Genomic DNA, 26,888 nt, shown 5'->3' with positions numbered 1-26,888 from the left:
GCACGAAGTGCCCGCTCACCCGTCAGGACGGGCACGAAGTGCCCGGTCACCTGTCAGGACGGGCACGAAGTGCCCGGTCACCTGTCAGGACCGGCACGAAGTGCCCGGTCACGTGGGGAGGGCGGAGGCGGCGGGGTCGTCGAGCCACCAGATGGTCTCATCACCGCGTACGCCGCGGGCGGGCGTCTCCTCGACGGAGCCGTCGGGGGCGAGGGCGCGTGCGACGGCGTCAGCCTTGCCCTCGCCGCTGGCGATGAACCAGACGGCGCGGCAGCGTTCCATCGCCTCGAAGGTCAGGGTGACGCGGTCGGGCGGGGGCTTGGGGGAGTCGTGGACGGCGATGGCGATGGCGTCGCGGGCCTGGAGGCCCGGGTGGCCGGGGAAGAGGGAGGCGCAGTGGCCGTCGGGGCCGATGCCGAGCATCAGCACCTCGAAGAAGCCGGCACCCTCCGAGCGCAGGGTGGCGCTGTACGCGGCAGCCGCTTCCTCGGCCGAGTCCACCTGGTCGCTCGCCGGGACCTCGTGGACGTTCGCCGGGTCGACGCCGACGTGGTCGAGCAGCGCCTCGCGTGCCTGGCGGGCATTGCGGTCGGGGGAGGCGGCCGGCACGAAGCGCTCGTCGCCCCACCAGAACACGACGCGCGACCAGTCGACGGAGGAGTCCTGTGCGCGCCGGGCCAGCTCGCGGTGGAGCTCTTCGGCGATCGAACCACCGGTGAGCCCGATCTGCGGCACCTCGCCGCGAGCCTGCGCGGACTCGAGACGGTCGAGCAGCGCGGAGGCGACGTCGCCGACGAGGGAGTCGGAGTCGTCGTGGCGACGGACCTCGGGTGCGGTCACTTCGAGCCCCGCAGCTTGACCAGGCGGGCGGCGGTGGCGGCGTACACGTCGTCCTCGTCGAGGCGACGCAGCTCCTCCGCCAGCAGGGCAGGGACCTCGCGGCGCTTGAGGGCGACGGGCCGGTCCGGGCGGTCCGGCGAGGTGAACGTCGCGAGCCGGCCGTCGGCCCGCGAGATGCGGATCGGCCCCTCCTTGGTGTCCATGCTGACCTCGGTGATGCCGGGGCCGTCGGAGGTGCCGCGGGCCACGTCGACCTTGAGCCGGTCGGCGAGCCAGGCGACCAGCAGGTCGGCGCTGGGGCTGACCCGCTCGGCCGTCACCTTCGCGCCGGAGACCTTCAGGGGGTGCTGGTCGAGGGCCGCAGCGAGGAGTGCTCGCCACGGGGTGAGCCGGGTCCAGCTCAGGTCGGTGTTGCCGGGTGCGTACGACTCGCACTGGCTCAGCATCGCCGTGGACTTGCCGCGCGACACGGCGGCCGAGTCGGTGATCCGCCGCTGGGCCAGGGCGCCCAGCGGGTCGGTGGCAGCATCGGCCGGCGGGGTGGTGGGCCACCAGATGGCGACAGGGGAGTCGGGCAGGAGCAGCGGGAGCACCACCGACTCGGCGTGCCTGACCACCTCGCCCTTGAGCCGGATGAGGGCGGTCTCGCCGCCCCAACCGTCGCCGCTGCCGACCTGGGCGTTGACGTGGCCCGCGCCGCGCGCGTCACCGAGGATCACGCCGAGCACGCGCGAGGGGTGCTCGCGCGAGGCGCGCTTGGCGGCCAACATGGCCTCGGCTGCGTCATCTTCGGGGGCAACGATGATCAGCGTCATCACCATGCCCATCGCCGGACTGCCGGCACGGGTGCGGGCCTGGACGAACTCCGCCGCGATCTTCGACGAGTTGGTGTCGGTCAGTTCGATCATCAAGGCCTCCGCCAGGTGCGTCCGTCACGGGCGAGCATCTTCTCCGCGGACTCGGGTCCCCAGGTGCCGGACTCGTACGCCTCGGGCCGACCCTTCTTCGCCCAGTGGGCGATGACCGGGTCGAGGAGCTTCCACGAGAGCTCGACCTCCTCGTGGCGCGGGAAGAGCGGCGGGTCGCCGAGCAGGACGTCGAGGATGAGGCGCTCGTACGCCTCGGCGCTGGCCTCGGTGAACGACCCGCCGTAGGCGAAGTCCATGTTGACGTCGCGGATCTCCATCGCGGTGCCCGGGACCTTGGACCCGAAGCGCATCGTCATGCCCTCGTCGGGCTGCACGCGGATGACCAGCGCGTTCTGGGTGAGGTCCTCGGTGGCCGTCGAGGTGAACGGAAGGTGCGGCGCCCGCTTGAAGACCACGGCCACCTCGGTGACCCGACGCCCGAGGCGCTTGCCCGTGCGGAGGTAGAACGGGACGCCGGCCCAGCGGCGGGTCTCCACGTGGACCGTGATGGCGGCGAAGGTCTCGGTGGCGGACGTCTTCTTGATGCCCTCCTCCTCGGTGAACCCGATGACCTTCTCGCCGCCGGCCCAGCCCGCGGCGTACTGCCCGCGTGCGGTCGTCGTGTCGAGGCGGGGCGGCAGCTGCGCGGAGGCGAGCACCTTCTGCTTCTCGATGCGCAGGCTCTCGGCGTCGAAGGCGACGGGCTCCTCCATCGCGACGAGCGCCATCAGCTGGAGGAGATGGTTCTGGATGACGTCGCGCGCGGCGCCGATGCCGTCGTAGTAGCCGGCGCGTCCGCCGATGCCGATGTCCTCGGCCATCGTGATCTGCACGTGGTCGACGTAGTTGGAGTTCCAGATCGGCTCGAACATGTTGTTGGCGAACCGCATCGCCAGGATGTTCTGCACCGTCTCCTTGCCGAGGTAGTGGTCGATGCGGAAGATCGAGCCGGACGGGAAGACGTCGGCGAGGGTCGCGTTGAGCTCGCGGGCCGACTCGAGGTCGTGGCCAAACGGCTTCTCCACCACCACGCGCCGCCACTGGTCCAGGCCCTGCTCGGCGAGCCCGTGCTCCTTGAGCTGGCCGACCACGTTGCCGAAGAAGCCCGGCGGGATCGCGAGGTAGAACGCCATGTTGCCGCCGGTGCCGCGGAGCTGGTCGAGCTCCTCGACAGTACGGCGCAGCTGCTCGAACGCGTCGTCGTCGTCGAAGTTGCCGGGCACGAAGCGGAAGCCCTCCGACAGCTGCTTCCAGACCTCCTCCCGGAAGGGCGTACGCGCGTACTCCTTGACCGCGTCGTGCACGATCTGCGCGAAGTCCTGATCGGCCCAGTCGCGCCGGGCGAAGCCGACGAGGCTGAAGCCCGGCGGCAGCAGGCCGCGGTTGGCGAGGTCGTAGATCGCCGGCATGACCTTCTTGCGCGACAGGTCGCCGGTCACTCCGAAGAGCACCATGCCGCAGGGTCCGGCGATGCGCGGGAGCCTGCGGTCCTGCGGGTCGCGCAGGGGGTTGGTGTACGTCATCAGTCGCGGTGCTCCTGGAAGTAGCCGATCAGGGACTGGGTGGACGGGTCCTGCCGGGCGAGGACGTCGGCGTCGCCGGAGACGGCGGGACGCAGCTCCTGGGCCAGCTGCTTACCGAGCTCGACGCCCCACTGGTCGAAGCTGTCGACGCCCCACACCGCGCCCTCGACGAAGGTGATGTGCTCGTAGAGCGCGATCAGCTGGCCGAGCACCGACGGCGTGAGCTCCGGCGCCATGATCGACGTGGTCGGCCGGTTGCCGGGGAAGGTCCGCGCCGAGACCAGCTCCTCGGCAACCCCCTCGGCACGCACCTCGTCGGCGGTCTTGCCGAACGCGAGCGCCTTGGTCTGGGCGAAGAAGTTGGAGAGCAAGAGCTCGTGCACGTCGGCGTCGCCGTCCTGCAGGGCGTACGCCGGGCGCGCGAAGGCGATGAAGTCGGCCGGCACGAGCCGCGTGCCCTGGTGGATCAGCTGGTAGAACGCGTGCTGCCCGTTGGTGCCGGGCTCGCCCCAGAACACCTCGCCGGTGTCGTAGCCGACGGCCTCGCCGTCCCACCGCACGCCCTTGCCGTTGGACTCCATGGTCAGCTGCTGGAGGTACGCCGGGAACCGGTGCAGCAGCTGCGCGTAGGGGAGCACGGCGTGCGTGTGTGCGCCGAGGAAGTTGACGTACCAGACGTTGAGCAGGCCCATCCGCAGTGGCACGTTGGCCTCGGCGGGAGCGGTGCGGAAGTGCTCGTCCATGGCGTGGAAGCCGGCCAGCAGCTCGGCGAAGCGATCGGGGCCGATGGCGATGACGAGCGACAGCCCGATGGCGGAGTCCATCGAGTAGCGACCGCCGACCCAGTCCCAGAAGCCGAAGGCGTTGTCAGTGTCGATGCCGAAGTCGGCGACCTTGTCGAGCGCCGTCGAGACGGCGACGAAGTGTCGAGCGACGGCTTCACCGGGGTCGGCGTCGGCGGGCAGCCGGTCGAGGAGCCACGCCTTGCAGAGCCGGGCGTTGGTGAGCGTCTCGAGCGTGCCGAAGGTCTTGCTGGAGACGATGAACAGCGTCGTCTCGGGGTCGAGCCCGGTCAGCGTCTGGCCGGCGTCGGTCGGGTCGATGTTGCTGATGAAGCGGCAGGTGAGGCCGTCCTGCCGGTAGGGCGCCAGCGCCTCGTACGCCATGACCGGGCCGAGGTCGGAGCCGCCGATGCCGATGTTGACGACCGTCTCGATCCGCCTGCCGGTGACACCGGTCCAGTCGCCGGAGCGCACGCGCTCGGCGAAGGCGAACGCGCGGTCCAGCACCTCGTGCACGTCGGTCACGACGTCCTGGCCGTCGACGGTGAGCGAGGCGGACCGCGGCAGGCGGAGCGCCGTGTGGAGCACCGCCCGGTCCTCGGTGACGTTGATGTGCTCGCCGGCGAACATCGCCTCGCGGCGGGCCGGGAGGTCGACCTCGTCGGCGAGTCGCAGCAGGGCCGCACCGACCTCGTCGTCGAGGAGGTTCTTGGACAGGTCGACCCGCAGGTCGGCCGCGTCCAGAGTCTGCCGGTCGACCCACGAGGCCGTGAGGGCGCTGCGCAGGTCCGGCTCGTACGCCGCGGCGAGTCGGGCCAGGTCGGCCCAGGCGGCCGTCGTGCTCGGGTCGACCGCCTCGCTCATGCCCGAGCGGCCTCGAGCGACGCCGACAGGGTCGTCTGGAGCTCGTCCCAGGCAACGACGAACTTGTCGACGCCTTCCTTGATCAGCACCTCGATGACCTCGTCGTAGTCGATCCCCGCCTCGGCCAGGGCCGCCATGTGGGCGGCGGCGTCGTCGTAGAACGGGCGGATCCGGTCACCCCGGACCTCGCCGTGGTCGGCGACAGCGTCGAGGGTCTTCTCGGGCATCGTGTTGACGGTGTCCTCGACGACCAGGTCGACGACGTACATCGTGTCGTCGTAGTCGGGGTTCTTGACCCCGGTCGAGGCCCACAGCGGCCGCTGCTTGCGGGCACCCTCGGCCTCGAGCTTCTCCCAGCGCGCGCCGCTGAAGAACTCCTCGTACATCTGGAAGGCGAGCCGGGCGTTGGCGACGCCGGCCTTGCCGCGCAGGTCGGGGTCGGTGCCCGGACCCTCGGTCGTCGCCTCGAGGCGCTTGTCGATCTCGGAGTCGACGCGCGAGACGAAGAACGACGCCACCGAGTGGATGTCGGCCAGGTCGTGCCCGTTGTCGAGCGCCTTCTCGAGCCCGGAGACGTACGCCTCCATCACGTTGCGGTACTGCTCGAGCCCGAAGATCAGCGTGACGTTGACCGAGATGCCGGCCCCGATCGTCTCGGTGATGGCCGGCCAGCCCTCCGGGGTGCCCGGGATCTTGATGAGCACGTTGGGCTCACCGACGATCTTCCAGAGCTCGGCGGCCTCCTTGACCGTCTCGTCGGTGTCGTGGGCGAAGCCGGGGGAGACCTCGATCGAGACGCGGCCGTCGACGCCGTCGGTGGCGTCGAAGACCGGGCGCATCACCTTGCAGGCCTCGCGCACGTCGTCGGTCGTGATGCTCTGCGTCGCTTTGTCGACGTCGGCACCCGCGGCGGCGAGCTCGCGGACCTGCGCGTCGTAGCGCTCGCCCTCGGCCAGCGCCGCCTGGAAGATGGCCGGGTTGGTCGTCACGCCCACCACGTTGCTGTTCTTCACCAGGTCGGCGAGGTTGCCGGTCTCCAGGCGCTCGCGGGACAGGTCGTCGAGCCAGATGGACACCCCGGCGTCGGCCAGGGCCTTCAGACGGTCGTTCATGGGTGGTCCTCCCGTGTGCAGTGTGGTCAGTGGGGTCAGGCGTTCGCGGCGGCGACGCTGTCGCGAGCCGCGTCGGCGACCGCGATCGCGGTGACGCCGAACTCGTTGTAGATCCGGGCGTAGTCGGCCGAGGCGCCGTAGTGGTCGATCGAGATGATCCGGCCGTGGTCGCCGACGAGCTCGCGCCAGCCCTGCTTGACGCCGGCCTCGACGGACACCCGGGCCTTGACCGTGGGCGGCAGCACCATGTCGCGGTAGGCCTGGTCCTGGTCCTCGAACCACTCGAGGCAGGGCAGCGACACCACGCGGGCGCCGATCCCGTCGGCAGCCAGCAGCGTGCGTGCCTCGACCGCGAGCTGGACCTCCGAGCCGGTGCCGATCAACACCACGTCGGGGGTGCCCTTCTCGGCGTCGATGAGGACGTAGCCGCCGCGTTCGACGCCCTCGGTCGTGGCGAAACCGTCGGTCCCTCGCGGGAAGACGGGCACGTTCTGACGGGTCAGCGCCAGCGCAGCCGGCCGGTCGGTGTGGGACAGGATCGTCTGCCATGCGGCGACCGTCTCGTTGGCGTCCGCAGGGCGTACGACGTCCAGGCCGGGCATGGCGCGCAGCGCGGCCAGGTGCTCGATCGGCTGGTGCGTGGGGCCGTCCTCGCCCAGGCCGATGGAGTCGTGCGTCCAGACGTAGGTGACCGGCAGCTTGCTCAGCGCGGCCACGCGCACGGATCCGCGCATGTAGTCGGAGAAGGTGAGGAACGTGCCGCCGAAGACGCGGGTGAGCCGATCCGCGGCGATGCCGTTCATGATCGCGCCCATGCCGTGCTCGCGGATGCCGAAGTGCAGGACGCGGCCGGCGTACGGGTCGGTGCTCCACTCGCCCACCTCGGCGACGACGGGGCCGACGGACGGGGCGCTGCTGATGGTGGTGTTGTTGGAGCCGGCCAGGTCGGCCGAGCCGCCCCAGAGCTCGGGCAGCACCGGTGCGAGGGCGTTGATGACCTTGCCGGACGCGGACCGCGTGGCGACGCCCTTCTCGTCAGCGGGGAAGGTCGGCAGTGCGGCAGCGAGATCGGCGGGCATCTCGCGGCGCTTGAGCCGGTGGAGCAGCTCGGCCGACTCCGGGTGCGCGGAGGACCACGCGGCGTACTTCTCGTCCCACTCCGCACCCCACGCGGCGCCGCGCTCGCGCAGCTCGCGGGTGTGCTCCAGGACGCCGGGCGGGATCTCGAAGGTCTGCTCGGGGTCGAAGCCGATGATCTTTTTGGTGGCGGCGACCTCGTCGGCGCCGAGCGCGCTGCCGTGGGCGGCCTCGGTGCCCTGGGCGCTCGGGGCGGGCCAGGCGATGACGGTGTCGAGGACGATCAGCGAGGGCTGGTCGTCGACGGCGTGGGCCTTGCGGATCGCGGAGTAGAGAGCAGGTACGTCCTCGACGTAGTCCGTGCCGCCGTTGGTCCAGTCGACCGTCTGGACGTGCCAGCCGTACGCCTTGTAGCGCGCGGCGACGTCCTCGGTGAACGCGATGTCGGTGTCACCCTCGATGGAGATCCGGTTGCGGTCGTAGATGAGGGTGAGGTTGCCGAGCTTCTGCGTGCCGGCGATCGAGCTCGCCTCGGAGCTGACGCCCTCCTCGAGGTCACCGTCGGAGGCGATCGCGTAGACCTGGTGGTCGAACAGGCCCTCGCTGGGGGAGGCAGTGGCGTCCAGCATGCCGTGGACACGACGGGCCGACATCGCCATGCCGACGGCGTTGCCGACACCCTGGCCGAGTGGACCGGTCGTCACCTCGACACCGGCGGTGTGGCCGAGCTCGGGGTGGCCCGGCGTCTTCGAGCCCCACGTGCGCAGCGCCTTGAGGTCATCGAGGTCGAGGCCGAACCCGCCGAGGAAGAGCTGGGTGTAGAGGGTGATGCTCGAGTGGCCGCACGAGAGCACGAAGCGGTCGCGCGCGATCCACTCGGGATCGGCGGGGTCGTGCCGCATCACCTTCTGGAAGAGGAGGTACGCCACGGGCGCCAGGCTCATCGCGGTGCCGGGGTGGCCGTTGCCGACCTTCTGCACCGCATCCATCGCCAGCACGCGGGACGTGTCGACCGCTCGGTCGTCGAGCTCGTTCCACTGGAGCGTGGCGGGCAGGGCGGACTTCTCGGTCAACGCAGTTCCTCTCGGTGGAGTGCAGCAGGGAGCACAGGCCCCTCGACTGCGAGCCTAGCGCCGTGGCCGAGTAGACTCGACCCCACCCGAGGGTGGCCCAGAACGCCGGATTCGCAGGCGGTTCGAACCCTTCGGTTCCCCGATGTCACCGTCCCATCCGCACCCGTCCCGCGAGGTCTCCCACCGTGTCCCAAGCCGGCCCGCACGCCGATGCGTCAGCCCGGCCGTCGACCGGTGACGACGGGCACCCGGTCGAGGGCTCTCCGTCGTGGCGCGACGTCGTCGCGGCGTACGTCGGGCTGACGAAGCCGCGGGTCATCGAGCTGCTGCTGCTCACCACCGTGCCGGTGATGTTCTTCGCCGAGCGCGGCATCCCGTCGCTCGCGCTGGTGGCGGCGACCGTCGTCGGCGGGACCCTGTCGGCCGGTTCCGCGTCGGCGTACAACTGCGTCTACGACCGCGACATCGACGAGCAGATGCGCCGCACCCGTCGCCGGGCCCTGCCGCGCCACATCGTCTCGCCGCTGTCGGCCCTGGTCTTCGCGACCGTGCTGGCCGTGCTGTCGACCGTCGTCCTCGGACTGTGGGTCAACTGGCTGTCGGCGGGGCTGTCAGTGCTGGCCAACGCGTTCTACGTCTTCGTCTACACGATGCTGCTCAAGCGCCGCACCACCCAGAACATCGTGTGGGGCGGGCTCGCCGGCTGCTTCCCGGCCCTCATCGGCTGGACCGCAGTGACGGGCGAGCTCGCCTGGACCCCGGTCGTGCTGTTCCTGGTCGTCTTCTTCTGGACGCCGCCGCACACCTGGGCGCTGGCCCTGAGGTACCGCGAGGACTACCGCAACGTCGACGTCCCGATGCTGCCGGTCGTCAAGCCCGCCGCCGAGGTCGGCCGACAGGTCGTCCTCTACAGCTGGGTCATGGTGGCCACGTCGCTCCTGCTCTGGCCGGTCGCCGGCACGAGCCTGATCTACCCGGTCGCCGCGGCCGTGCTCGGCGCCGTCTTCCTCGTCGAGGCGCACCGGATGTGGTCACGCGCGAAGGGCTCCGACGCACTCGGAGACATCAACCCGATGCGGCTCTTCCACGCCTCGAACCTCTACCTGTCGCTGCTGTTCGTCGCGGTGGCGCTGGACCCCTTGCTCGGACGCTGACACCCTCTGGGAGAGATCAACGGGGACTGACGATCCCTAGACATCTTCTTGAGCCCTTGCCCCGTGTTAGGACGCCCTAAGTCTCGTTCAATCGAGGAGCGGGGAGGCATTCGGCCTGTCCCGGGCAATCAGGGGAGTACGGGCATGACTGCAGTGCAAGCAGGGCAGGGGAACAGGGGGCACCGGGCGGTGTCGAGGATCGTGACGCTGGTGCTGGCGGTGGGGTTCGCCGTCGTCGGCATCGCGGGAGCCGCGAGCGCGCACCACAACACGATCACCGGCACGACCACGTGCAAGGACGGCGGGGGCTGGACCGTCAGCTGGACCGTGGTCAACAGCGAGACGATCGCGGAGACGATCACGGCGTCCAACCGGACGTCTGTCGTCCCCGTCGGTACGGGACTCACCGGATCGCAGACGCGCACCTTCACCGAGACCGTGACCACGAAGCCGACCGCGGCCCTCAACCTCACGCTGACGGGCAAGTGGGTCCGGGACGGCAACAACATCTACTCGACCAACTCCGACGCGGTCGAGGTGAGCGAGTTCTCCGACGCCTGCATCATCACCACGGTCAAGGCACCCACGGTGCCCGTCATCGACGACTGCGGTCCGGGCAACGCCCGATTCGGTACCGTCCCGAGCGGTCCGTGGACCTCGAAGACCAACCCCGACGGCAGCCTCACCATCACCGCCAACCAGGGCTACCGGTTCACCAACGGCCAGACGACGGTCACCTATGCCAAGCCGACGGACAGCAACACGCCGTGCCCGGTGACGGTGCCCACCGTTCCGGTCATCGATGACTGCGGCCCGGGCAACGCTCGTTACGGCACGGTGCCGACCGGCCAGTGGACCTCGAAGACCAACCCCGACGGCAGCCTCACCATCACCGCCAACCCGGGCTTCGCGTTCCCCAACGGTCAGCAGAGCGTGACCCTGCCGGTCCCGACCGACAGCAACGTCGCGTGCCCGACGCCGCCCACGACCCCGCCGGTCGTCACGCCGCCGGTGGTGACGCCGCCCGTCGTGGCGCTGCCCGAGGTGCTCCCCGCTGAGCTGCTCGTGGTGAAGGCGGGCGCGCGCTGGATCGACAAGTGCGGTCGCGAGAGCGACCTCTTCAAGGTCGCCAGGAACGCCGGCGTCGTCTACAAGGTCAACGGCAAGGTGATCCGCCAGGGCGTCTGGCTCAAGGCGCGCACCCGCTCGGTGACCGTCCGCGCGAGCGCGGCCGACGCGACGTACCAGCTGCAGGGCAAGTCGGTCTGGAAGCTGTCGTTCACCCGCAAGGCGTGCGCCCAGGCTCCCCAGGTCGCGCCCCACACCGGGTCGTGATGCGTCGCAACGCGCTCGCTCGGTCCCTGCTGACGCTGTGCGCGACGGTGCTTGCCGGTCAGGGTGCGGCGCAGTCCGCCGCCCCTGACCGGCTCACGATCGCCCGGACCGGCACGGACGCCGTGGTGGTCCGGGTGGCCTCGCGTGGCGGCACGCTCGCCGTGGGCTCGCGCCTCAACGGCGCTGTCTACACGTGGTCGAAGGGCGATCCGCCCTGCGACCCCAGCGGCAGCACCCTGTACGCCGGGCACGCGTGGCGCGCCGGCAACGGGGTCGCCGACAGGTGGGGGCAGCTGCGCCGGGGCGACCGGATCAAGGTCGCCGGCTGCTGGTTCGAGGTGACCCGGCGGGAGTTCTGGCCGGCACAGCGGAGGATGGGCTCGCTCTACTCCGTGTCGGGCCCGCCGAGGATCGTCCTCGTCGGCTGCAAGGCCGACGACTACTCCAAGCGCACCGTGGTGTTCGCGCGCAAGCTCGGCCGGTAGTCCCGGGCTGGTCCCGGTCTAGGGGAGCCGCGTCGCTGCGTGCGGCTGCTCCTGCCCGTCGGCGCGGGCCTCGTGGCTCGCGCGGTGGGGCAGGACGGCCAGCGCGATCCGGGCCAGCCCGGCCGCGAGGAGGGCAGCTCCGAGCATGTGGAGCGCGACCAGCCCGACCGGCAGGTCGAGCCAGTACTGCACCCACCCGAGCACGCCCTGCAGCACCTCGATCAGCAGCACCAGCGAGGTCACGGTGGCCAGCCAGCGGTGCCCACCGCGTACGGCGACGACCAGCAGCGCGACCGTGAGGGCGACGAGGACGTACACCGCGTACGAGTGGACGTGCGCGACCGCCGCAGGGTCGAGCCCGTTGCGCGGCGACTCGGTGTCGCCGGCATGGGGACCGGCGCCGGTGACGACCGTGCCGAGGTAGAGCACCACCCATCCGACGGCCAACGTCGACCAGGCGAGGGCACGTGGCAGGGGAGGGGCCGCGCCGCGGTCGGGGCTGCGCAGCTCGTCGACGAGCGCGACGCAGACCATGATCATCGCCATCGACAGCAGGAAGTGACCGGCGACGATCCACGGGTTCAGGTCGGTGAGCACGGTGATGCCGCCGATCACCGCCTGCAGGGGGATCCCGAGGCCGACGACGAGCGACAGCCGCGTCGCGCGGCGGTGCGCGGCCCCGAGGGCGGCGAGGAAGCACAGCACGGCGACCGCAGCCAGGGCGAAGGTCAGCATCCGGTTGCCGAACTCGATGACGCCGTGGATGCCGAGCTCGCCGTGGGCGACGTACGACGCGTCGGAGCAGCGCGGCCACGTCGGGCAGCCGAGCCCCGAGCCGGTCAGCCGGACCGCGGCGCCGGTGACGACGATGCCGATGTTGGCGACGAGGTTGGCCAGTGCGAGAGGCCAGAGGTGCCGGGCGAGCCGAGAGAGAAGGGCGTCCATCACTCCCACCTGAAGGTCCGGGCGGTCAGCACGGTGCCGACTGCGGCCCAGATCGCGAGGACGATCAGGGAGCGCCCGTCGACGGTGGCGTCGACGAGCGCCGCCCGCATCGCCTCGCCGAGCGCGCCGGAGGGCAGCCACTGGACCACGCCCGACGCCGATCCGTAGGTGGACGCCGGCAGGACGATGCCGCCGCCGGCCATCAGCAGGAGGTAGACGAGGTTGGCGAGGGCCAGGGTCGCCTCGGCCCGCAGCACGCCCGCGACGAACAGCCCGAGCGCGGCGAACGCCGCGGTCCCGAACGCCACCGACAGGACCAGCGCGAGCACGGATCGCGGGGGATGGGCCAGCGTCGGCTCCCAGCCCAGCGCGAGGCCGACGACGACGAGCACGACGAGCTGCAGCACGACGACGTTGAGGAGCGCGACGACCTTGCCCAGGAGCAGGCCGTGCCGCGGCAGCGGCGAGGAGCCGAGCAGCTTGATCACGCCGTAGCGCCGCTCGAAGCCGGTCGAGATCGCGACGGAGGTGAAGGCGGTGGACATCACCGCGAGCGCCAGCACGCCGGGGGTGAGGATGTCGACGGCGCGGTGCCCGTCGAGGTCGAGCCCGATGCGGCCGGCAGCGGCGACGCCTCCGACGAGGACGATGACCGGGATGACAATGGCCAGGAGCAGCTGCTCGCCGTTGCGCAGCATCAGCCGCGCCTCCATCCGTGCCTGCGACAGCACCATCCGCGACAGGGCGGCTCCGCCGGGTGCGGGGGCGAAGGTGTTCACGTCGCCAGCTCCCGTCCGGTGAGCTCGAGGAAGACGTCCTCGAGGTTGCGCTGGCCGAGGTTGAGCGTCTGGGGGAGCACGTCGTGCTCCTCGCACCAGCGCGAGACCCGGCCGAGCGTCATCGAGTCGGCAGGTCCGTGGATGAGCATGCTCACGTCGTCGAGCTGGCGCACCTCCGTCCCGGGGCCGAGCTCGGCGCGCAACGACTCGGGCGCGCCGTCAGGGAAGGGTCGGTTGACGACAAGCCGGATGGTGGCCGTGCGGCCGTCGCGGGTCAGCTCGCCCGGCGTGCCGCTCGCGATCACCGTGCCGCGGTCGAGGATGTGGATCAGGTCGGCGAGGTGCTCCGCCTCGTCCATGTGGTGGGTGGTCAGCACGACGGTGACGCCATCGGCGCGTACCTCCTCGAGCAGCTCCCACGTCGTACGTCGTGCCTGCGGGTCCATCCCGGCGGTGGGCTCGTCGACGAAGACCAGCTCCGGTCGGCCGACCAGCGCGATCGCGAGGCCGAGCCGCTGCTGCTGCCCGCCGGACAGTCGCCGGTACGGCGTCTTCCCACAGTCGGCCAGGCCGAGCCGCTCGCTGAGCATCGCGGTGTCGAGGGGGTGGGCGTGCAGCGACGCCATGTGTGCCAGCATCTCGTGGGCGCGTACGCCGCTCCACGCACCGCCCGCCTGGAGCATGACGCCGATGCGTGGAAGGAGCCGGGCGCGATCGCGCTGCGGATCGAGGCCGAGCACGCGGACCGTGCCCTGCTGCGGGGCGCGGTAGCCCTCACAGGTCTCGAGGACCGTGGTCTTCCCGGCGCCGTTGGGACCGAGGACCGCGGTGATCGACCCGCGGGCCACCTCGAGCGAGAGGCCGTCCACGGCCACCTTGTCGCCGTAGCGCATCACGAGCCCGTCGACCGAGACGGCGGGCGCAGCGGTGGACACGCGGTCAGTCTAGGGAGCCGTCCTCCATCCACCCGCGTCGGCGTCGACGAGACAGTCGTCACGGCCGTGCCCTACACCCTAGGGAGGGAGTTTGCAGCCATCCGACCACTTTTGACCCGGGAAGCCTTGACTGGTCCACCGTCATGGCCTTGTGTGAGGAGGCTCGCACCGTGCCGCGATCCGGCACGCGCGTGGGCCACCTGGCGAGCCGTTCGCCAGCGGAGAGCCTTCGGAGGAATTTCTCGTGTCGATCCACTTCACCGGGCGGGCCGCGCGACGCGGCCTCGCCGTACTGACGACGGCCGCAGTGGTGTGCGGCCTTGCTGCGGGCGTGCCGGGCGCTTCCGCCGCGACCAAGAAGAATGACCGGACGATCACCTCGGCGGTCGCACCCAGGGCCTCGACCCTCGCTGCGGGTCGCTACGTCGTGCTGCTCAACGACCCGGGTGCCACCCGCTACGACGGAGGGGTCAACGGCCTCCAGGCGACCGCGTCGCCCAACGGCAGGTCGTTCGACGCCCAGACCGCCAAGGTCGCCGACTACCAGTCGTACCTGACCAAGCGTCAGAACGGTGTGGCCGCCGCGGTGGGCGCCGAGGTGATGAGCCGATCGACGCTCTCCGCCAGCTCCTTCACCGCGCGTCTCACCGGCAAGCAGGCCACCGACCTGTCCCAGTCGCGCGACGTCCTGATGGTCGTGAAGGACACGGCCTTCAGCCTCGACACCTACAAGTCCCCCGAGTTCCTCGGCCTAGTCGGCCCCGGCGGCACGGCTGGCGTCTGGGACAAGACAGGTGGCGTCGCCACCGCAGGCAAGGGCACCGTCGTCGGCATCCTCGACTCCGGCATCTGGCCCGAGTCCGCCTCCTTCGCGGGCTCAAAGATCGACCGGAACCCGACGGGTCCGTTCGACCTGTACCGCAAGGGCAACACGATCTACATGAAGAAGGCCGACGGCGGCATCTTCCGTGGCGTGTGCCAGCCGGGCCAGAAGTGGAACGTCGACGACTGCAACAGCAAGATCGTCGGAGCGCGCTACTACCCCGACGCCTTCCTCGACAGCGTGCCCCCGCAGGAGCGCTTCGGCGCCGAGTTCATCTCGACCCGCGACGGTGACGGCCACGGTTCCCACACCGCCAGCACTGCTGCCGGCAACAACGGGGTCGACGCGAGCGTCGAGGGTCGCTACTTCGGCAAGGTCAGCGGCATGGCGCCGGCGGCCAAGATCGCGGCGTACAAGGTCTGCTTCAGCGACCTCGACCCCGACACGGGTGGCTGCTACACCTCCTCGACCCTCTCCGCGGTCGACGACGCCATCGCCGACGGCGTGGACGTCATCAACTACTCGATCTCCGGCGCGACCGACACGGTCATCGACGCAGTGGAGTTCGCCTTCCTGGGCGCCGCGGCCTCCGGGATCTTCGTGGCCGCGTCCGCCGGCAACAGCGGACCGACCGCCTCGACCGTCGCCCACAACAGCCCGTGGCTGACCACGGTGGCGGCCTCCACGCACGTCAACTACGAGAACACCGTCGTCCTCGGCAACGAGGCGAAGTACAAGGGCGCGTCGATCGCGGACACCCCGGTCGCGAAGACCGCACTGGTGAGCTCCACCCTTGCAGGGGTCGCTGGCGCCAACGCGTCCAACCTCAACCTCTGCGGTCCGAACACGCTCGACCCGGCCAAGGCGGCCGGCAAGATCGTGCTGTGCGTGCGCGGCGGCTTCGACCGTGTGGCGAAGAGCGCTGAGGTCAAGCGCGCCGGTGGTGTGGCCATGATCCTGGCCAACGCCACGGCGGGCAGCCTCGACGCCGACTTCCACTCGGTGCCGACGGTGCACATCAACGACCTCGACGGCGCTGTGCAGGCCTACTCGAAGACGGCGGGCGCCACTGCGGCGTTCGAGCTCACCAACACGACCGGTGTCGAGACCCCGCTCCCGCAGGTTGCCGGGTTCTCCTCGCGCGGCCCCGCCATCGCCAACAGCTCGGACGTCATCAAGCCGGACATCTCGGCTCCCGGCGTCAGCGTGCTGGCCGCAGTGGCGCCGGCGTCCGGTGGGGGTCGCAACTTCGACCTCTACTCGGGCACCTCGATGTCGAGCCCGCACATCGCGGGTCTCGCAGCCTTCATCCTGAGCAAGAACCCGACCTGGACCCCGATGGCAGTCAAGTCGGCCATGATGACGACTGCGTACGACCTCAAGAACGCCAACGGCTCGCCCGACACCAACCCGTTCAACGAGGGTGCCGGTCACGTCGACCCGACGAAGTTCTTCGACCCGGGCCTCGTCGTCACTTCGGGCGCGGCCGAGTGGATCGGCTTCCTGAGGGGTCAGGGTGCCTTCTTCGACGACCCGGACCTCGACTCGATCCCGGCGGTGGCTGCGACGGACCTCAACATCCCGTCGATGGCCAAGGGCCAGGTGACGTCCAGTGTCGTGATCAAGCGCACGTTCACCGCGGTCAAGGCGGGCACGTGGAACGTCGCGGCCTCGGTGCCGGGCTTCGACGTGGCGATTGCCGACTCGAGCGGCGACGCGAGCTTCACGCTCGCTGCCGGGGCGAAGGAGACGGTGACCTTCACCTTCACCACGACGACGGCGACGCTGGGTCAGTTCTCGACCGGTTTCGCGACGCTCACCGGGACCACGACGGTCCGGCTTCCGATCGCTCTGCGACCGGTGTCGGTCTCGGCCCCGGCCGAGGTCACGGGCGCGGGTGCCACCAGCACCGCCGACGTCGCCATCACGGCCGGCTTCACCGGCAAGCTCGACGTCAAGCCGAGCGGACTCGCCCGGGCGACCACCGTCGCGGGCACCCTGGCGGTCGGCGCGGTGTCCAACGACGCGGTCACGATCGAGGCGGGCACCAAGTTCGCCCGCTTCGACGTGGACGCGACCAACAACGGGGCGGACCTGGACCTCTACGTCTACCGCCTCAACGACGCGGGCGTCCCGGTCGAGCTGGTCGGCCAGTCGGCCACCGGGTCGGCGGACGAGCGCGTCACCCTCACCAACCCGGTGGCAGGCAAGTACCGGGTCGACGTCGACGGCTACGCAGCGGCGACGGGTGAGAGCGGTATCGCCTACCGCTACGACCGCTACCTGGTCACGCCGGCCACGGTGCTCGGTGGGTTCGCCGCCACACCGGACCCGGTCGACGTGGTCCAGGGTCAGAAGACCACGTTCAAGGCGACGTGGTCCGGGCTCACCACGGGCCGCTACCTGGGCGCGTTCGAGTACGACGGGGCACTCGCTCCGACCTTCGTCACGGTGACCGTGCCCTGACCTGAGAAGCAGCAGCAACACCCGTTCGGCGGGCGTGACACCTCCAGGGGTCACGCCCGCCGGCGTCTCCGGTCCAGGCACTTAGGTGACCCTTGCTTGAATGCCGGGAAGCATTAACGACACACTGTCGTTGTGGAATTCGTGAGGACGTCGACGGCACAGCGTGAGGGCGATGCGCCCACTCGCGACCGCGTGGCCCGCACGATCCTCGAGAACGGCCCATCGACGGCCGCCGACCTGGCCCTCCTGCTCGACCTGACTCCGGCCGCCGTACGCCGGCACCTCGACCACCTGATGGCCGAGGACGTCGTCGAGTCGCGCGAGCAGAAGGTCTACGGCGCACGCGGGCGCGGTCGCCCGGCCAAGGTGTTTGCGCTGACCGAGGTGGGTCGCGACAGCTTCGACCAGCAGTACGACGACCTCGCCGTCCAGGCGATGCGGTTCCTCGCCGAGACACAGGGCGAGGAGGCGGTCGTCGAGTTCGCCCGACGCCGCGTCGCGTTCGTCGGGCGCGACTACGCCGCGCTCACCGCGCTCGACCCCGAGCTGACGCCCGCCGAGGCGCTCGCCCGGGTCTTCACCCAGAACGGCTACGCGGCGTCCGTACGCGACATGCCGGTCGTGGGGGAGCAGCTGTGCCAGCAGCACTGCCCCGTCTCCCACGTCGCCCACGAGTTCCCGCAGCTCTGCGAGGCCGAGACCGAGGCCATCGCCGCGGTGCTCGGCACCCACGTCCAGCGGTTGGCGACCATCGCCCACGGCGACGGCGTGTGCACCACGTGCATCCCCCAGACCCCGAAGAAGGAGAAGGCATGACCTCCATCGAAGAGCTCAACCCGACGCTCAAGGGCATCGGCAACTACGAGTTCGGCTGGTCCGACAGCGACGCGGCGGGCTCGATCGCCAAGCGTGGCCTCAGCGAGGACGTCGTCCGCAACATCTCGGGCCTCAAGAACGAGCCGCAGTGGATGCTCGACCTCCGGCTCAAGGGACTCAAGCTCTTCCACCGCAAGCCCATGCCCACGTGGGGCTCGGACCTCAGCACGATCGACTTCGACAACATCAAGTACTTCGTGCGGTCCAGCGAGAAGCAGGCGGCCACCTGGGACGACCTGCCCGAGGACATCAAGAACACCTATGACCGCCTCGGCATCCCGGAGGCCGAGAAGCAGCGCCTCGTCTCCGGCGTGGCCGCGCAGTACGAGTCGGAGGTCGTCTACCACTCGATCCGCGAGGACCTCGAGGAGCAGGGCGTCATCTTCGTCGACACCGACACCGCGCTGAAGGAGCACGAGGAGCTCTTCAAGGAGTACTTCGGCACCGTCATCCCCGTCGGCGACAACAAGTTCTCGGCCCTCAACACCTCGGTGTGGTCGGGCGGCTCCTTCATCTACGTGCCGAAGGGTGTGCACGTCGACATCCCGCTGCAGGCCTACTTCCGGATCAACACCGAGAACATGGGCCAGTTCGAGCGCACGCTGATCATCGTCGACGAGGACGCCTACGTGCACTACGTCGAGGGCTGCACCGCGCCGATCTACTCGTCGGACTCGCTGCACTCCGCGGTCGTCGAGATCATCGTCAAGAAGGGTGGTCGCTGCCGCTACACGACCATCCAGAACTGGTCGAACAACGTCTACAACCTCGTCACCAAGCGCGCCACGTGCGACGCCGGCGCGACGATGGAGTGGGTCGACGGCAACATCGGCTCCAAGGTGACGATGAAGTACCCCGCCATCTACCTCATGGGCGAGCACGCCAAGGGCGAGACGCTGTCCATCGCGTTCGCCGGCGAGGGCCAGCACCAGGACGCCGGCGCCAAGATGGTGCACGCGGCTCCCCACACGTCGAGCTCGATCCTGAGCAAGTCGGTGGCGCGCGGCGGCGGGCGTACGTCGTACCGCGGCCTGATCCAGATCAACGAGGGCGCGTATGGCTCGAAGTCCAACGTGCTGTGCGACGCGCTGCTCGTCGACCAGATCAGCCGCAGCGACACCTACCCCTACGTCGACATCCGCGAGGACGACGTGTCCATGGGCCACGAGGCGAGCGTCTCCAAGGTCTCCGACGACCAGCTCTTCTACCTCATGTCGCGTGGCATGGAGCAGGACGAGGCGATGGCGATGATCGTCCGCGGCTTCGTCGAGCCGATCGCCAAGGAGCTCCCGATGGAGTACGCCCTCGAGCTCAACCGCCTGATCGAGCTGCAGATGGAAGGCGCCGTCGGCTGATCGCCGGCCGCGCAGTCCCCACGCCCGTACGTAGAAAGTAGAGCTTTGACCGTCACCACCGACTCAGTCCGCTCCGCCCTGGAGCTGGCTCCCGAGCACGACCACGTCGACAGCCACCTCCACCCGGAGGGCTCGTTCGACGTCGCCGACCACGAGGTCCCCACCGGTCGCGAGGAGATCTGGCGCTTCACGCCGCTCAAGCGGCTGAAGGGCCTGCACGCCGACGCGGAGTTCATGCGCTCGGCGACCACCTCGACGTGGAACACCCAGGAGGGTGTCCGCGTCGAGGGTGTCTCCGGCGACGAGGCCCGCGGCCTGCGCGGCATCTCCGGCCTCGTGCCCAACACCCGTTGGGCTGCGCGAGTTCTCGCGGAGGTCCCCTCGACCCTGCTCATCGACGTGCCGGCCGACACCGAGGTGGCCGAGCCGATCGTCGTCGACCTCGACGGCACGGACGCCGGCGTCACGGAGGCCGGCCATGTCGCGATGCGCTTCGGCAGGCACAGCAAGGCGATCGTGGTGCTCAACCACACCGGTTCGTCCACTGTCGCCGCGGTCGTCGAGATCGCCGTGGGCGACGGCGCCGACGTCACGGTCGTGTCGATCCAGGACTGGGCCGACGACGCCGTGCACCTCTCGCACCACCAGGCGCGGGTGGGTCGCGACGCGACGTACAAGCACGCCGCGATCTCCTTCGGCGGTGACCTCGTGCGGATGGACGCCAACGTGACGTACGACGGTCCCGGCGGCTCCGCGGAGCTGCTCGGGCTCTACTTCGCCGACGCCGGTCAGCACATCGAGCACCGAATCTTCGCCGACCACACCGCCCCTCGCACCAAGTCGCACGCCGTCTACAAGGGCGCGCTGCAGGGCGAGAAGGCGCACACCGTGTGGGTCGGCAACGTGCTGATCCGCAAGGTCGCCGAGGGCATCGAGACCTACGAGGAGAACCGCAACCTGGTCCTCACCGACGGCTGCCGGGCCGACTCGATCCCCAACCTCGAGATCGAGACCGGTGAGATCGAGGGTGCCGGGCACGCCTCGGCCACCGCGCGCTTCGACGACACGCAGCTGTTCTACCTCCAATCGCGCGGCATCTCCGAGAAGGAGGCCCAGCGCCTCGTCGTGCACGGCTTCTTCAACGACCTGATCCGCCAGGTGGGCGTGCCCTCCATCGAGGAGCGGCTGCTCACCACCGTCGAGGCCGAGCTCGCCAAGAACGTCCTCAAGGACCTGGGGTCCCTCGCCGCGTTCGGGCAGGACGACAATGCACCCCACGACGTTCTCGGCTCCTCCCGCTCCGCTCCTTCCGCCGACAACGCCGCGGGGACCCCGCGATGACGTACGAGCGCGCCTGCGCGCTGGACGAGGTCCAGGCCGACCAGGCCCTGGCGGTCACCGTCGGCCGCTACGACATCGCCATCGCCCGCAACGGCGACGAGGTCTTCGCAATCGAGAACACCTGCAGCCACGCCGAGGTCGCCCTCAGCGAGGGCGAGGTGGCCGACTGCCAGATCGAGTGCTGGCTGCACGGGTCGATGTTCGACCTGCGCACCGGCAAGCCCACCAACTTCCCGGCGACCGAACCGGTCGCCACCTTCCCCGTCGACGTACGCGGCACCGAGATCTTCGTCGACACCGAGACCACCCTGAACGGAGTCACCCCCGCATGAGCAAGCTCGAGATCAACGACCTGCACGTCACCGTCGACACCGAGGACGGCCCCAAGGAGATCCTCAAGGGCGTCACGCTGACGATCAACGACGGCGAGACCCACGCGATCATGGGGCCCAACGGCTCCGGCAAGTCGACGCTGGCGTACTCGATCGCCGGCCACCCGAAGTACACGATCACCGGCGGCACGGTGACCCTCGACGGCCAGGACGTCCTCTCGCTGTCCGTCGACGAGCGTGCCCGCGCCGGCCTGTTCCTCGCCATGCAGTACCCCGTCGAGGTGCCCGGCGTCTCGGTGTCGAACTTCCTGCGCACCGCGAAGACCGCCATCGACGGTGAGGCTCCCAAGCTCCGTACGTGGGTCAAGGACGTCAACGCCGCGCTCGAGCAGCTCAACCTCGACCCGTCGTTCGGCACCCGCAACGTCAACGAGGGCTTCTCGGGTGGGGAGAAGAAGCGCCACGAGATCGCGCAGCTCGAGCTGCTCGACCCGAAGGTCGCCGTCCTCGACGAGACCGACTCCGGCCTCGACATCGACGCGCTCAAGACCGTCTCAGAGGGCGTCAACCGCTTCCGTGCGCGCGAGGGCAAGGGTGTCCTGCTGATCACGCACTACACCCGCATCCTGCGCTACATCGAGCCCGATTTCGTCCACGTCTTCGTCGACGGCAAGGTCGCCGAGTCCGGCGGCAAGGAGCTCGCCGACCAGCTCGAGGCCAATGGCTACGACAAGTACGTCAACGCCGTCACTGCCTGACCAGCACCACTTCTCACTCCGCCGAAACGAGGTATTGACGATGGAAGGACTGCTTCCGGATCTCGACGTGATCCGCAAGGACTTCCCCATCCTCGAGCGCACGCTCGCGGGCGGGCAGCCGCTGGTCTACCTCGACAGCGCCAACACCTCGCAGAAGCCGCAGGTCGTCATCGACACGATGGTCGACCACCTCGAGCGGCACAACGCCAACATCGCCCGCGCGATGCACCAGCTCGGCGCGGAGTCGACCGAGGCGTACGAGGGCGCTCGCGACAAGGTGGCGACCTTCCTCAATGCGCGCTCGCGCAACGAGGTGATCTTCACCAAGAACGCCACCGAGGCGCTCAACCTGCTTGCGCGCACGATCGACCTCGGCCCCGGCGACAACGTCGTCATCACCGAGATGGAGCACCACTCCAACATCGTGTCGTGGCAGCTGGCGTGCGAGCGCTCGGGTGCGGAGCTGCGCTGGTTCGGCCTGACCGACGGCGGTGAGCTCGACCTGAGCAACGCCGACCAGCTCGTCGACGAGCACACCAAGGTCGTCGCCTTCACGTGGGTGTCCAACATGCTCGGCACGATCAACCCGGTCGTCGACCTGGTGGCTCGCGCCCGGGCGTTCGGCGCCCTCTCGGTGATCGACGCCTCGCAGGCCGCGCCCCAGCTCCCGGTCGACGTACAGGCCGTGGACTGCGACTTCCTGGTCTTCACCGGCCACAAGGTCTGCGGCCCGACGGGCATCGGCGTGCTGTGGGGTCGCGAGGAGCTGCTCAACGAGCTCCCGCCCTTCCACGGCGGCGGCGAGATGATCGAGACGGTGACGATGGCGCGCTCGACGTACGCCAAGGCGCCCCACCGCTTCGAGGCAGGCACCCCGCCGATCGTCGAGGCGGTCGGCCTCGGTGCCGCCGTCGACTACCTCGGCCACATCGGGCTCGACGCGATCCACCGCCACGAGCAGACGATCACGGCGTACGCCCTCGACGGGCTGCAGTCCGTGCCGGGCGTGACCGTGCTCGGTCCGCTCGACGCCACGCAGCGCGGCGGAGCGATCTCCTTCGAGCTCGACGGCGTGCACCCGCACGACATCGCGCAGGTGCTCGACTCGCGCGGCGTCGCCGTGCGCGCCGGCCACCACTGCGCCAAGCCGGCGCACGCGCGCTTCGGGGTGCAGAGCACGACGCGGATGTCGTCGTACCTCTACACGACCCCGGCCGAGATCGACGCGCTCATCGAGGCGCTCCACCACACCCGCAGCTACTTCAAGGTGGGCTGATCCCATGAGTGCCGAGCTCGACAACCTGTACCAGGAGATCATCCTGGACCACTACAAGAACCCGCACCACAAGGGCCTGCGCGACCCGTTCGAGGCGCAGGTCCACCACGTCAACCCGACCTGTGGCGACGAGGTCACCCTCCGGGTGCACCTGTCCGATGGTGTCGTCGAGGACGTGTCGTACGACAGCGTCGGCTGCTCCATCTCGCAGGCCTCGGCCTCCGTGCTGACCGACCTCGTGATCGGCAAGCCGGTCGACGAGGCGATGACGATCCACCAGACCTTCCTCGAGCTCATGCAGGGCAAGGGGCAGGTCGAACCCGACGAGGACGTCCTCGAGGACGGCATCGCGTTCGCCGGTGTCGCCAAGTTCCCCGCACGCGTGAAGTGCGCGCTGCTCTCCTGGATGGCGTGGAAGGACGCGACCACTCAGGCCCAGGCCACAGACGAAGGAGAGACCGCATGAGCGAGTCCCAGCTGCCCGACCACTCCGACCTGCCCGAGGTCCCCGAGGCGACCGGCGGTGGCACGTCGACCGTCACCGTCGACGACGTCACCGAGGCGATGAAGGACGTCGTCGACCCCGAGCTCGGCATCAACGTCGTCGACCTCGGCCTGGTCTACGGCGTACACATCGACGAGGGCAGCAACGCCGTCCTCGACATGACCCTGACCTCGGCGGCCTGCCCGCTGACCGACGTGATCATGGACCAGACCAACGCCGCCCTCGAGGGCCTCGTCAACGACGTCGCGATCAACTGGGTCTGGATGCCCCCGTGGGGCCCGGACAAGATCACCGACGACGGCCGCGAGCAGCTGCGGGCGCTCGGCTTCAACGTCTGAGGTCGGTCGCCGCCGAGCGGTGATCCAGCCACCTTCGCAGCGCTTGGAGTGTGGCTCGGCCACCGCCGAGATGCGGGGCGGTCGACGACTGACCGGTGTGCGGTGATCCAGCCACCTTTGCGGCGCCGCAAAGGTGGCTCGGCCACCGCCCGAGAGCTCAGTCAGTCGCCCGCGCGCGCCGGCACCTCGGTCACCCAGTAGTCCGTCGTCGGGGTGGGGGGCGTGGTGAAGCGCGCGTTGGGGAGGTAGAGGCGCGAGCCGAAGCGGCCCACGGTCGTCGGCACATCGAAGCTCGTCGTCCCGGCGAGGTCGTCCGCATCGATCGTACGGACCAGTCGGCCGGTCAGGCCCGACTTCGAGAGCCGGATGACGGCGATCTCGTTGGCCCGGTTGCGTACGACGTACAGCGTGCGGCCGTGGCGCAGCAGGCCGTCGCCCATGGTCAGCGACGCGCCGCCGAGGTCCACCTCGGTGGCCACGCCGGTGGCGGGCTCGACCCGGTAGAGCAGGCCGCTGGTGGAGTTCACCACCAGGAGGGCGTGACCGGTGGGTGTCGTGCTGATGCCGTTGCCGCCGAGCCCGGCGCCCTGCACCCACTCGCCCGTGAGCGGCACCGTGGTCGCGATCGTTGCCGGTTCGCCGTCGGGGGAGCGGTCCACGCGGTAGAGCTGCGCGCGGTTGGAGTCGGTGAACCACGCGGCGCCCTTGGTCAGCACGACGTCGTTGACGAAGCTGGGGGCCGTGGCGAGGGGGATGTCCCGGAGCACGGCCCCGGTCTCGGTGTCGATGACGCGAGCCGTGCCGGAGGTGCCGCCGGCGACGTACAGGCGGCCGTCGCGGTCGTGCTTCAACCCGAGCGACGGCGTGCCCGGTCCCTCGCTGATGGTCCTGCCCTCGCCGGTGCGCAGCGACAGCTCATAGATGTCGCCGTCGGCGCGTGAGCCCAGCCACGCGGTCGGGCCCGCGCCGGTCGCGATGCCCTCGGGCTGGAAGCCGTCGGGCAGCTCGAGCCGCGCGGGGAAGGAGCCGTCGGGCGTGGCCCGGACGGCGTTCGCCGGCTGCACGCCGGAGACGAGGGTGAGGCTGAGGACGGCAACGGCGCCGGATGCGAGCAGACGGGACATGGAGACCTCCGAGCAGGTGTGGACCATCGACGGTAGCCACGCGCGGCAACACGGGCCAGGGTGTCGGCAGTCGATAATCCGTGGCACCGCGCCCGGCGGAGGCGCACACTCTTCGCGTGCTCAACCCTCACCCCACGCGCTACGCCGAGCTCAACGGCGTGCTGCACGACCTCGTCACCGGCGCCCAGGAGGCGCTCGGTGGGTCGTTCGTCGGTGCGTACCTCCAGGGGTCCTTCGCGCTCGGGGCGGGTGACCTGCACAGCGACTGCGACTTCCTCGTCGTGGTGCGCGAGCGGCCGGATGCCGAGCAGGAGGCCGCTCTCCGGGAGCTGCACCACGACCTCCCGCACCGCGACGGCCACTGGAACCGCCACCTCGAGGGGTCGTACGCCGTCGCCGACGACCTGCGCACGGTCGACGGCCTGGGTCGCGAGTGGCTGTACGCCGACCACGGCTCCGACGAGCTGATCTGGTCCGACCACTGCAACCAGCCCTGGGCTCAATGGATCATGCGCGAGCACGGCATCACCCTCGTCGGACCCTGCCCGGTCGACCTGGTCGACCCGGTCCCCGACGACGTGCTGCGCGACCGGGCCCGAGCCGGGCTGGCCACGCTCACCGACGACGTCCTGGGGTGGTGCCCGCCGAGCATCGCGTGGTGCCAGCGCTACCTGGTCGTCCAGGCGTGCCGGAGCCTCTACACCGTCCGTACGGCGCAGGTCGCCAGCAAGCGCGACGCCCTGCGCTGGTCGATGATGCACGGCGACCCGCGCTGGCGACCGCTGCTCCAGCAGGTGCAGGCCGACCGCGACCGTGGTTTCGACCCCGCCGACGCGCCGACGTCCGAGGCGATGGACGAGGCCCGGGCGTTCGCGGCCTGGGTCGCGGCCGTGGCTTGACTCGCTACCCTTCGGGCATGGATGAGCCCGAGGTCGACCTGTCCGAAGTTGAGTTCGACCACGAGGAGCTGCGCGTCTTCTGGGAGCTCGCGCGCTACCACGCCAAGCTCAACGCGGCGCCGACGTACTTCGGGCCGACCACCCTCGAGTCCGTGCCGCCCCCGGCGTGGGCGTACGGCGACTCGGCGGAGGAGTCAGACGCGTTCGTCGCGCAGGTGCTCGCCGACGACGAGGGCAGCACCACCGCACCGGGCGAGGACTACGCCGATGAGTACCCGGAGACCGGGACACTCTCGATCCTCTGCGACGGCTCCGGCGTGCCGCGGGCGCTCGTCGAGGTGTCGGACGTGACGGTGTCGGGCGACGAGGTCGTCGAGAGCTTCAAGGTCGTCTACCAGCCCTGAGTCGATCAGCCGTGTGGGAGAGTCCTCGCATGGCCGAGCGGATGACCTACCTCCTCGTCGACGGGGAGAACATCGACGCCACCCTGGGCACCTCCATCCTCGGCCGCCGTCCGCGGCCGGAGGAGCGGCCCCGGTGGGACCGGCTGCTGGAGTGGGCCGAGCGGGCCTTCGACCAGGACGTCACCGGCCTGTTCTTCCTCGCCGCGAGCACCGAGATGCCGATGAGCTTCGTCCAGGCCCTGCTGGCGATCGGGTTCAAGCCGATCCCGCTGACGGGTGACGGCAAGGTCGTCGACATCGCCATCCAGCGCACCGCCGAGGCCCTCGTCGACCGTGAGGCTGACGTAGTGCTGGTCAGCCACGACGGGGACTTCGTCGATCAGGTCTCGGCGCTGTGTGACGGCAGCCGCCAGGTCGGTGTCATCGGCTTCACGGAGTTCGTCAACGCGCAGTTCCGCAACCTCCCGGGCCTGCGGATCTTCGACCTCGAGTACGACCTCGGCGCCTTCAACACGCCGCTGCCGCGAGTCCGGATCATCCCGATCGACGAGTTCGACCCGCTCGACTTCCTCTGACCTC

At 70.1% G+C, this 26,888-nt stretch carries 25 protein-coding genes; 15 read left to right on the top strand and 10 right to left on the bottom strand.

All coding sequences use genetic code 11. The features are described from left to right. Window positions 1–108: 108 nt before the first annotated feature. Genes pgl through tkt form a run of 6 tightly spaced genes read right to left on the bottom strand, consistent with a single transcriptional unit; the run spans window position 109 to window position 8,179 of the window. On the bottom strand, window positions 109–840 hold the full coding sequence (gene pgl / locus EUA94_RS03885) for a 6-phosphogluconolactonase (RefSeq protein WP_129424894.1): 732 nt from the start codon (window positions 838–840) through the stop codon (window positions 109–111). Continuing rightward, the gene (locus EUA94_RS03880; RefSeq protein WP_129424892.1) at window positions 837–1,748 is read right to left on the bottom strand and encodes a glucose-6-phosphate dehydrogenase assembly protein OpcA; all 912 of its coding nucleotides are present in this window, start codon (window positions 1,746–1,748) and stop codon (window positions 837–839) included. Before EUA94_RS03880 ends, pgl begins: the two co-directional genes overlap by 4 nt. Continuing rightward, window positions 1,748–3,271 (bottom strand): glucose-6-phosphate dehydrogenase, encoded by a 1,524-nt coding sequence (gene zwf, locus EUA94_RS03875; protein ID WP_129424890.1) that lies wholly within the window; start codon window positions 3,269–3,271, stop codon window positions 1,748–1,750. The genes EUA94_RS03880 and zwf overlap by 1 nt, the downstream gene beginning before the upstream one ends. Continuing rightward, window positions 3,271–4,917, bottom strand: a complete 1,647-nt coding sequence (gene pgi, locus EUA94_RS03870; protein WP_129424888.1) for a glucose-6-phosphate isomerase — start codon at window positions 4,915–4,917, stop codon at window positions 3,271–3,273. The genes zwf and pgi overlap by 1 nt, the downstream gene beginning before the upstream one ends. Further along, complete coding sequence (tal, locus tag EUA94_RS03865) at window positions 4,914–6,029, bottom strand: transaldolase (RefSeq protein WP_129424886.1); 1,116 nt, start codon at window positions 6,027–6,029, stop codon at window positions 4,914–4,916. Before tal ends, pgi begins: the two co-directional genes overlap by 4 nt. A gap of 35 nt (window positions 6,030–6,064) precedes the next feature. Continuing rightward, window positions 6,065–8,179: a transketolase gene (tkt, locus tag EUA94_RS03860; protein ID WP_129424884.1), complete on the bottom strand. Its 2,115-nt coding sequence runs from the start codon at window positions 8,177–8,179 to the stop codon at window positions 6,065–6,067. A gap of 155 nt (window positions 8,180–8,334) precedes the next feature. Between tkt and EUA94_RS03855 the strand changes: the two genes are divergently transcribed. The 3 genes from EUA94_RS03855 to EUA94_RS03845 all read left to right on the top strand — a co-directional run bounded on the left by EUA94_RS03855 (window position 8,335) and on the right by EUA94_RS03845 (window position 11,153). Further along, window positions 8,335–9,333: a heme o synthase gene (locus EUA94_RS03855; RefSeq protein ID WP_129425167.1), complete on the top strand. Its 999-nt coding sequence runs from the start codon at window positions 8,335–8,337 to the stop codon at window positions 9,331–9,333. A gap of 144 nt (window positions 9,334–9,477) precedes the next feature. After that, complete coding sequence (locus tag EUA94_RS03850) at window positions 9,478–10,668, top strand: hypothetical protein (protein WP_165356786.1); 1,191 nt, start codon at window positions 9,478–9,480, stop codon at window positions 10,666–10,668. Continuing rightward, a complete protein-coding gene (locus EUA94_RS03845; protein ID WP_129424880.1) occupies window positions 10,668–11,153 on the top strand; it encodes a class F sortase in 486 nt (161 codons plus the stop codon). Before EUA94_RS03850 ends, EUA94_RS03845 begins: the two co-directional genes overlap by 1 nt. 18 nt (window positions 11,154–11,171) lie before the next feature. Here EUA94_RS03845 and EUA94_RS03840 read toward each other — a convergent pair whose 3' ends face one another. From EUA94_RS03840 to EUA94_RS03830, 3 genes are read right to left on the bottom strand one after another with little or no spacing between them, the layout of a single operon-like run. Then, window positions 11,172–12,098 (bottom strand): COX15/CtaA family protein, encoded by a 927-nt coding sequence (locus EUA94_RS03840; RefSeq protein WP_129424878.1) that lies wholly within the window; start codon window positions 12,096–12,098, stop codon window positions 11,172–11,174. Further along, window positions 12,098–12,877, bottom strand: coding sequence for an ABC transporter permease (locus tag EUA94_RS03835; RefSeq protein ID WP_340640851.1), 780 nt, complete (start codon window positions 12,875–12,877; stop codon window positions 12,098–12,100). Before EUA94_RS03835 ends, EUA94_RS03840 begins: the two co-directional genes overlap by 1 nt. Then, window positions 12,874–13,812 (bottom strand): ABC transporter ATP-binding protein, encoded by a 939-nt coding sequence (locus EUA94_RS03830; protein ID WP_242494661.1) that lies wholly within the window; start codon window positions 13,810–13,812, stop codon window positions 12,874–12,876. The genes EUA94_RS03835 and EUA94_RS03830 overlap by 4 nt, the downstream gene beginning before the upstream one ends. Before the next feature lie 244 nt (window positions 13,813–14,056). On the opposite strand from EUA94_RS03830, the gene EUA94_RS03825 reads away from it, so the two are divergent. From EUA94_RS03825 to EUA94_RS03785, 9 genes are all read left to right on the top strand, one after another. Further along, entirely contained in the window at window positions 14,057–17,101 is a 3,045-nt protein-coding gene (locus EUA94_RS03825) for a S8 family serine peptidase (RefSeq protein WP_129424876.1), read from the top strand. Between the two features lie 132 nt (window positions 17,102–17,233). Next, on the top strand, window positions 17,234–17,917 hold the full coding sequence (locus EUA94_RS03820; RefSeq protein ID WP_129424874.1) for a helix-turn-helix transcriptional regulator: 684 nt from the start codon (window positions 17,234–17,236) through the stop codon (window positions 17,915–17,917). Then, window positions 17,914–19,332 (top strand): Fe-S cluster assembly protein SufB, encoded by a 1,419-nt coding sequence (sufB, locus tag EUA94_RS03815; RefSeq protein ID WP_129424872.1) that lies wholly within the window; start codon window positions 17,914–17,916, stop codon window positions 19,330–19,332. Before EUA94_RS03820 ends, sufB begins: the two co-directional genes overlap by 4 nt. A gap of 45 nt (window positions 19,333–19,377) precedes the next feature. Then, window positions 19,378–20,673 (top strand): Fe-S cluster assembly protein SufD, encoded by a 1,296-nt coding sequence (gene sufD / locus EUA94_RS03810; protein ID WP_129424870.1) that lies wholly within the window; start codon window positions 19,378–19,380, stop codon window positions 20,671–20,673. Continuing rightward, window positions 20,670–21,005: a non-heme iron oxygenase ferredoxin subunit gene (locus EUA94_RS03805; protein ID WP_129424868.1), complete on the top strand. Its 336-nt coding sequence runs from the start codon at window positions 20,670–20,672 to the stop codon at window positions 21,003–21,005. Before sufD ends, EUA94_RS03805 begins: the two co-directional genes overlap by 4 nt. After that, the gene (gene sufC / locus EUA94_RS03800; protein ID WP_129424866.1) at window positions 21,002–21,763 is read left to right on the top strand and encodes a Fe-S cluster assembly ATPase SufC; all 762 of its coding nucleotides are present in this window, start codon (window positions 21,002–21,004) and stop codon (window positions 21,761–21,763) included. The genes EUA94_RS03805 and sufC overlap by 4 nt, the downstream gene beginning before the upstream one ends. A 40-nt stretch (window positions 21,764–21,803) precedes the next feature. Further along, the gene (locus tag EUA94_RS03795) at window positions 21,804–23,039 is read left to right on the top strand and encodes an aminotransferase class V-fold PLP-dependent enzyme (protein ID WP_129424864.1); all 1,236 of its coding nucleotides are present in this window, start codon (window positions 21,804–21,806) and stop codon (window positions 23,037–23,039) included. 4 nt (window positions 23,040–23,043) lie between these two features. Further along, entirely contained in the window at window positions 23,044–23,505 is a 462-nt protein-coding gene (gene sufU, locus EUA94_RS03790) for a Fe-S cluster assembly sulfur transfer protein SufU (RefSeq protein ID WP_129424862.1), read from the top strand. After that, window positions 23,502–23,882, top strand: coding sequence for a metal-sulfur cluster assembly factor (locus tag EUA94_RS03785; protein ID WP_129424860.1), 381 nt, complete (start codon window positions 23,502–23,504; stop codon window positions 23,880–23,882). Before sufU ends, EUA94_RS03785 begins: the two co-directional genes overlap by 4 nt. 161 nt (window positions 23,883–24,043) lie before the next feature. On the opposite strand, the gene EUA94_RS03780 is transcribed toward EUA94_RS03785, so the two are convergent. Beyond that, complete coding sequence (locus EUA94_RS03780) at window positions 24,044–25,006, bottom strand: DUF6923 family protein (protein WP_129424858.1); 963 nt, start codon at window positions 25,004–25,006, stop codon at window positions 24,044–24,046. 116 nt (window positions 25,007–25,122) lie between these two features. On the opposite strand from EUA94_RS03780, the gene EUA94_RS03775 reads away from it, so the two are divergent. From EUA94_RS03775 to EUA94_RS03765, 3 genes are read left to right on the top strand one after another with little or no spacing between them, the layout of a single operon-like run. Next, entirely contained in the window at window positions 25,123–25,905 is a 783-nt protein-coding gene (locus EUA94_RS03775; RefSeq protein WP_129424856.1) for an aminoglycoside adenylyltransferase domain-containing protein, read from the top strand. Between the two features lie 17 nt (window positions 25,906–25,922). Next, window positions 25,923–26,309 carry an ASCH domain-containing protein gene (locus EUA94_RS03770; protein ID WP_129424854.1) on the top strand — a complete coding sequence of 129 codons (387 nt, stop codon included), beginning with the start codon at window positions 25,923–25,925 and terminating at the stop codon, window positions 26,307–26,309. A gap of 29 nt (window positions 26,310–26,338) precedes the next feature. Beyond that, complete coding sequence (locus EUA94_RS03765; protein WP_129424852.1) at window positions 26,339–26,884, top strand: NYN domain-containing protein; 546 nt, start codon at window positions 26,339–26,341, stop codon at window positions 26,882–26,884. Window positions 26,885–26,888: the final 4 nt, after the last annotated feature.

Origin of the sequence: Nocardioides zhouii (assembly GCF_004137345.1) — a bacterium.
Taxonomy (GTDB): Bacteria; Actinomycetota; Actinomycetes; order Propionibacteriales; family Nocardioidaceae; genus Nocardioides; species Nocardioides zhouii.
Note: the sequence above shows the minus strand (reverse complement) of the source record. Positions and strands in the feature narration are given on the sequence as shown.

Bases quoted from the DNA above. Each gene is read 5' to 3' on its own strand.
- EUA94_RS03765 (WP_129424852.1), top strand. From the start codon at position 26,339: ATGGCCGAGCGGATGACCTACCTCCTCGTCGACGGGGAGAACATCGAC.
- EUA94_RS03845 (WP_129424880.1), top strand. From the start codon at position 10,668: ATGCGTCGCAACGCGCTCGCTCGGTCCCTGCTGACGCTGTGCGCGACG.
- EUA94_RS03785 (WP_129424860.1), top strand. From the start codon at position 23,502: ATGAGCGAGTCCCAGCTGCCCGACCACTCCGACCTGCCCGAGGTCCCC.
- EUA94_RS03840 (WP_129424878.1), bottom strand. From the start codon at position 12,098: ATGGACGCCCTTCTCTCTCGGCTCGCCCGGCACCTCTGGCCTCTCGCA.
- tal (WP_129424886.1), bottom strand. From the start codon at position 6,029: ATGAACGACCGTCTGAAGGCCCTGGCCGACGCCGGGGTGTCCATCTGG.
- sufU (WP_129424862.1), top strand. From the start codon at position 23,044: ATGAGTGCCGAGCTCGACAACCTGTACCAGGAGATCATCCTGGACCAC.
- EUA94_RS03780 (WP_129424858.1), bottom strand. From the start codon at position 25,006: ATGTCCCGTCTGCTCGCATCCGGCGCCGTTGCCGTCCTCAGCCTCACC.
- EUA94_RS03795 (WP_129424864.1), top strand. From the start codon at position 21,804: ATGGAAGGACTGCTTCCGGATCTCGACGTGATCCGCAAGGACTTCCCC.
- EUA94_RS03880 (WP_129424892.1), bottom strand. From the start codon at position 1,748: ATGATCGAACTGACCGACACCAACTCGTCGAAGATCGCGGCGGAGTTC.
- EUA94_RS03805 (WP_129424868.1), top strand. From the start codon at position 20,670: ATGACGTACGAGCGCGCCTGCGCGCTGGACGAGGTCCAGGCCGACCAG.
- zwf (WP_129424890.1), bottom strand. From the start codon at position 3,271: ATGACGTACACCAACCCCCTGCGCGACCCGCAGGACCGCAGGCTCCCG.
- sufB (WP_129424872.1), top strand. From the start codon at position 17,914: ATGACCTCCATCGAAGAGCTCAACCCGACGCTCAAGGGCATCGGCAAC.
- EUA94_RS03850 (WP_165356786.1), top strand. From the start codon at position 9,478: ATGACTGCAGTGCAAGCAGGGCAGGGGAACAGGGGGCACCGGGCGGTG.
- EUA94_RS03770 (WP_129424854.1), top strand. From the start codon at position 25,923: ATGGATGAGCCCGAGGTCGACCTGTCCGAAGTTGAGTTCGACCACGAG.
- pgi (WP_129424888.1), bottom strand. From the start codon at position 4,917: ATGAGCGAGGCGGTCGACCCGAGCACGACGGCCGCCTGGGCCGACCTG.
- sufC (WP_129424866.1), top strand. From the start codon at position 21,002: ATGAGCAAGCTCGAGATCAACGACCTGCACGTCACCGTCGACACCGAG.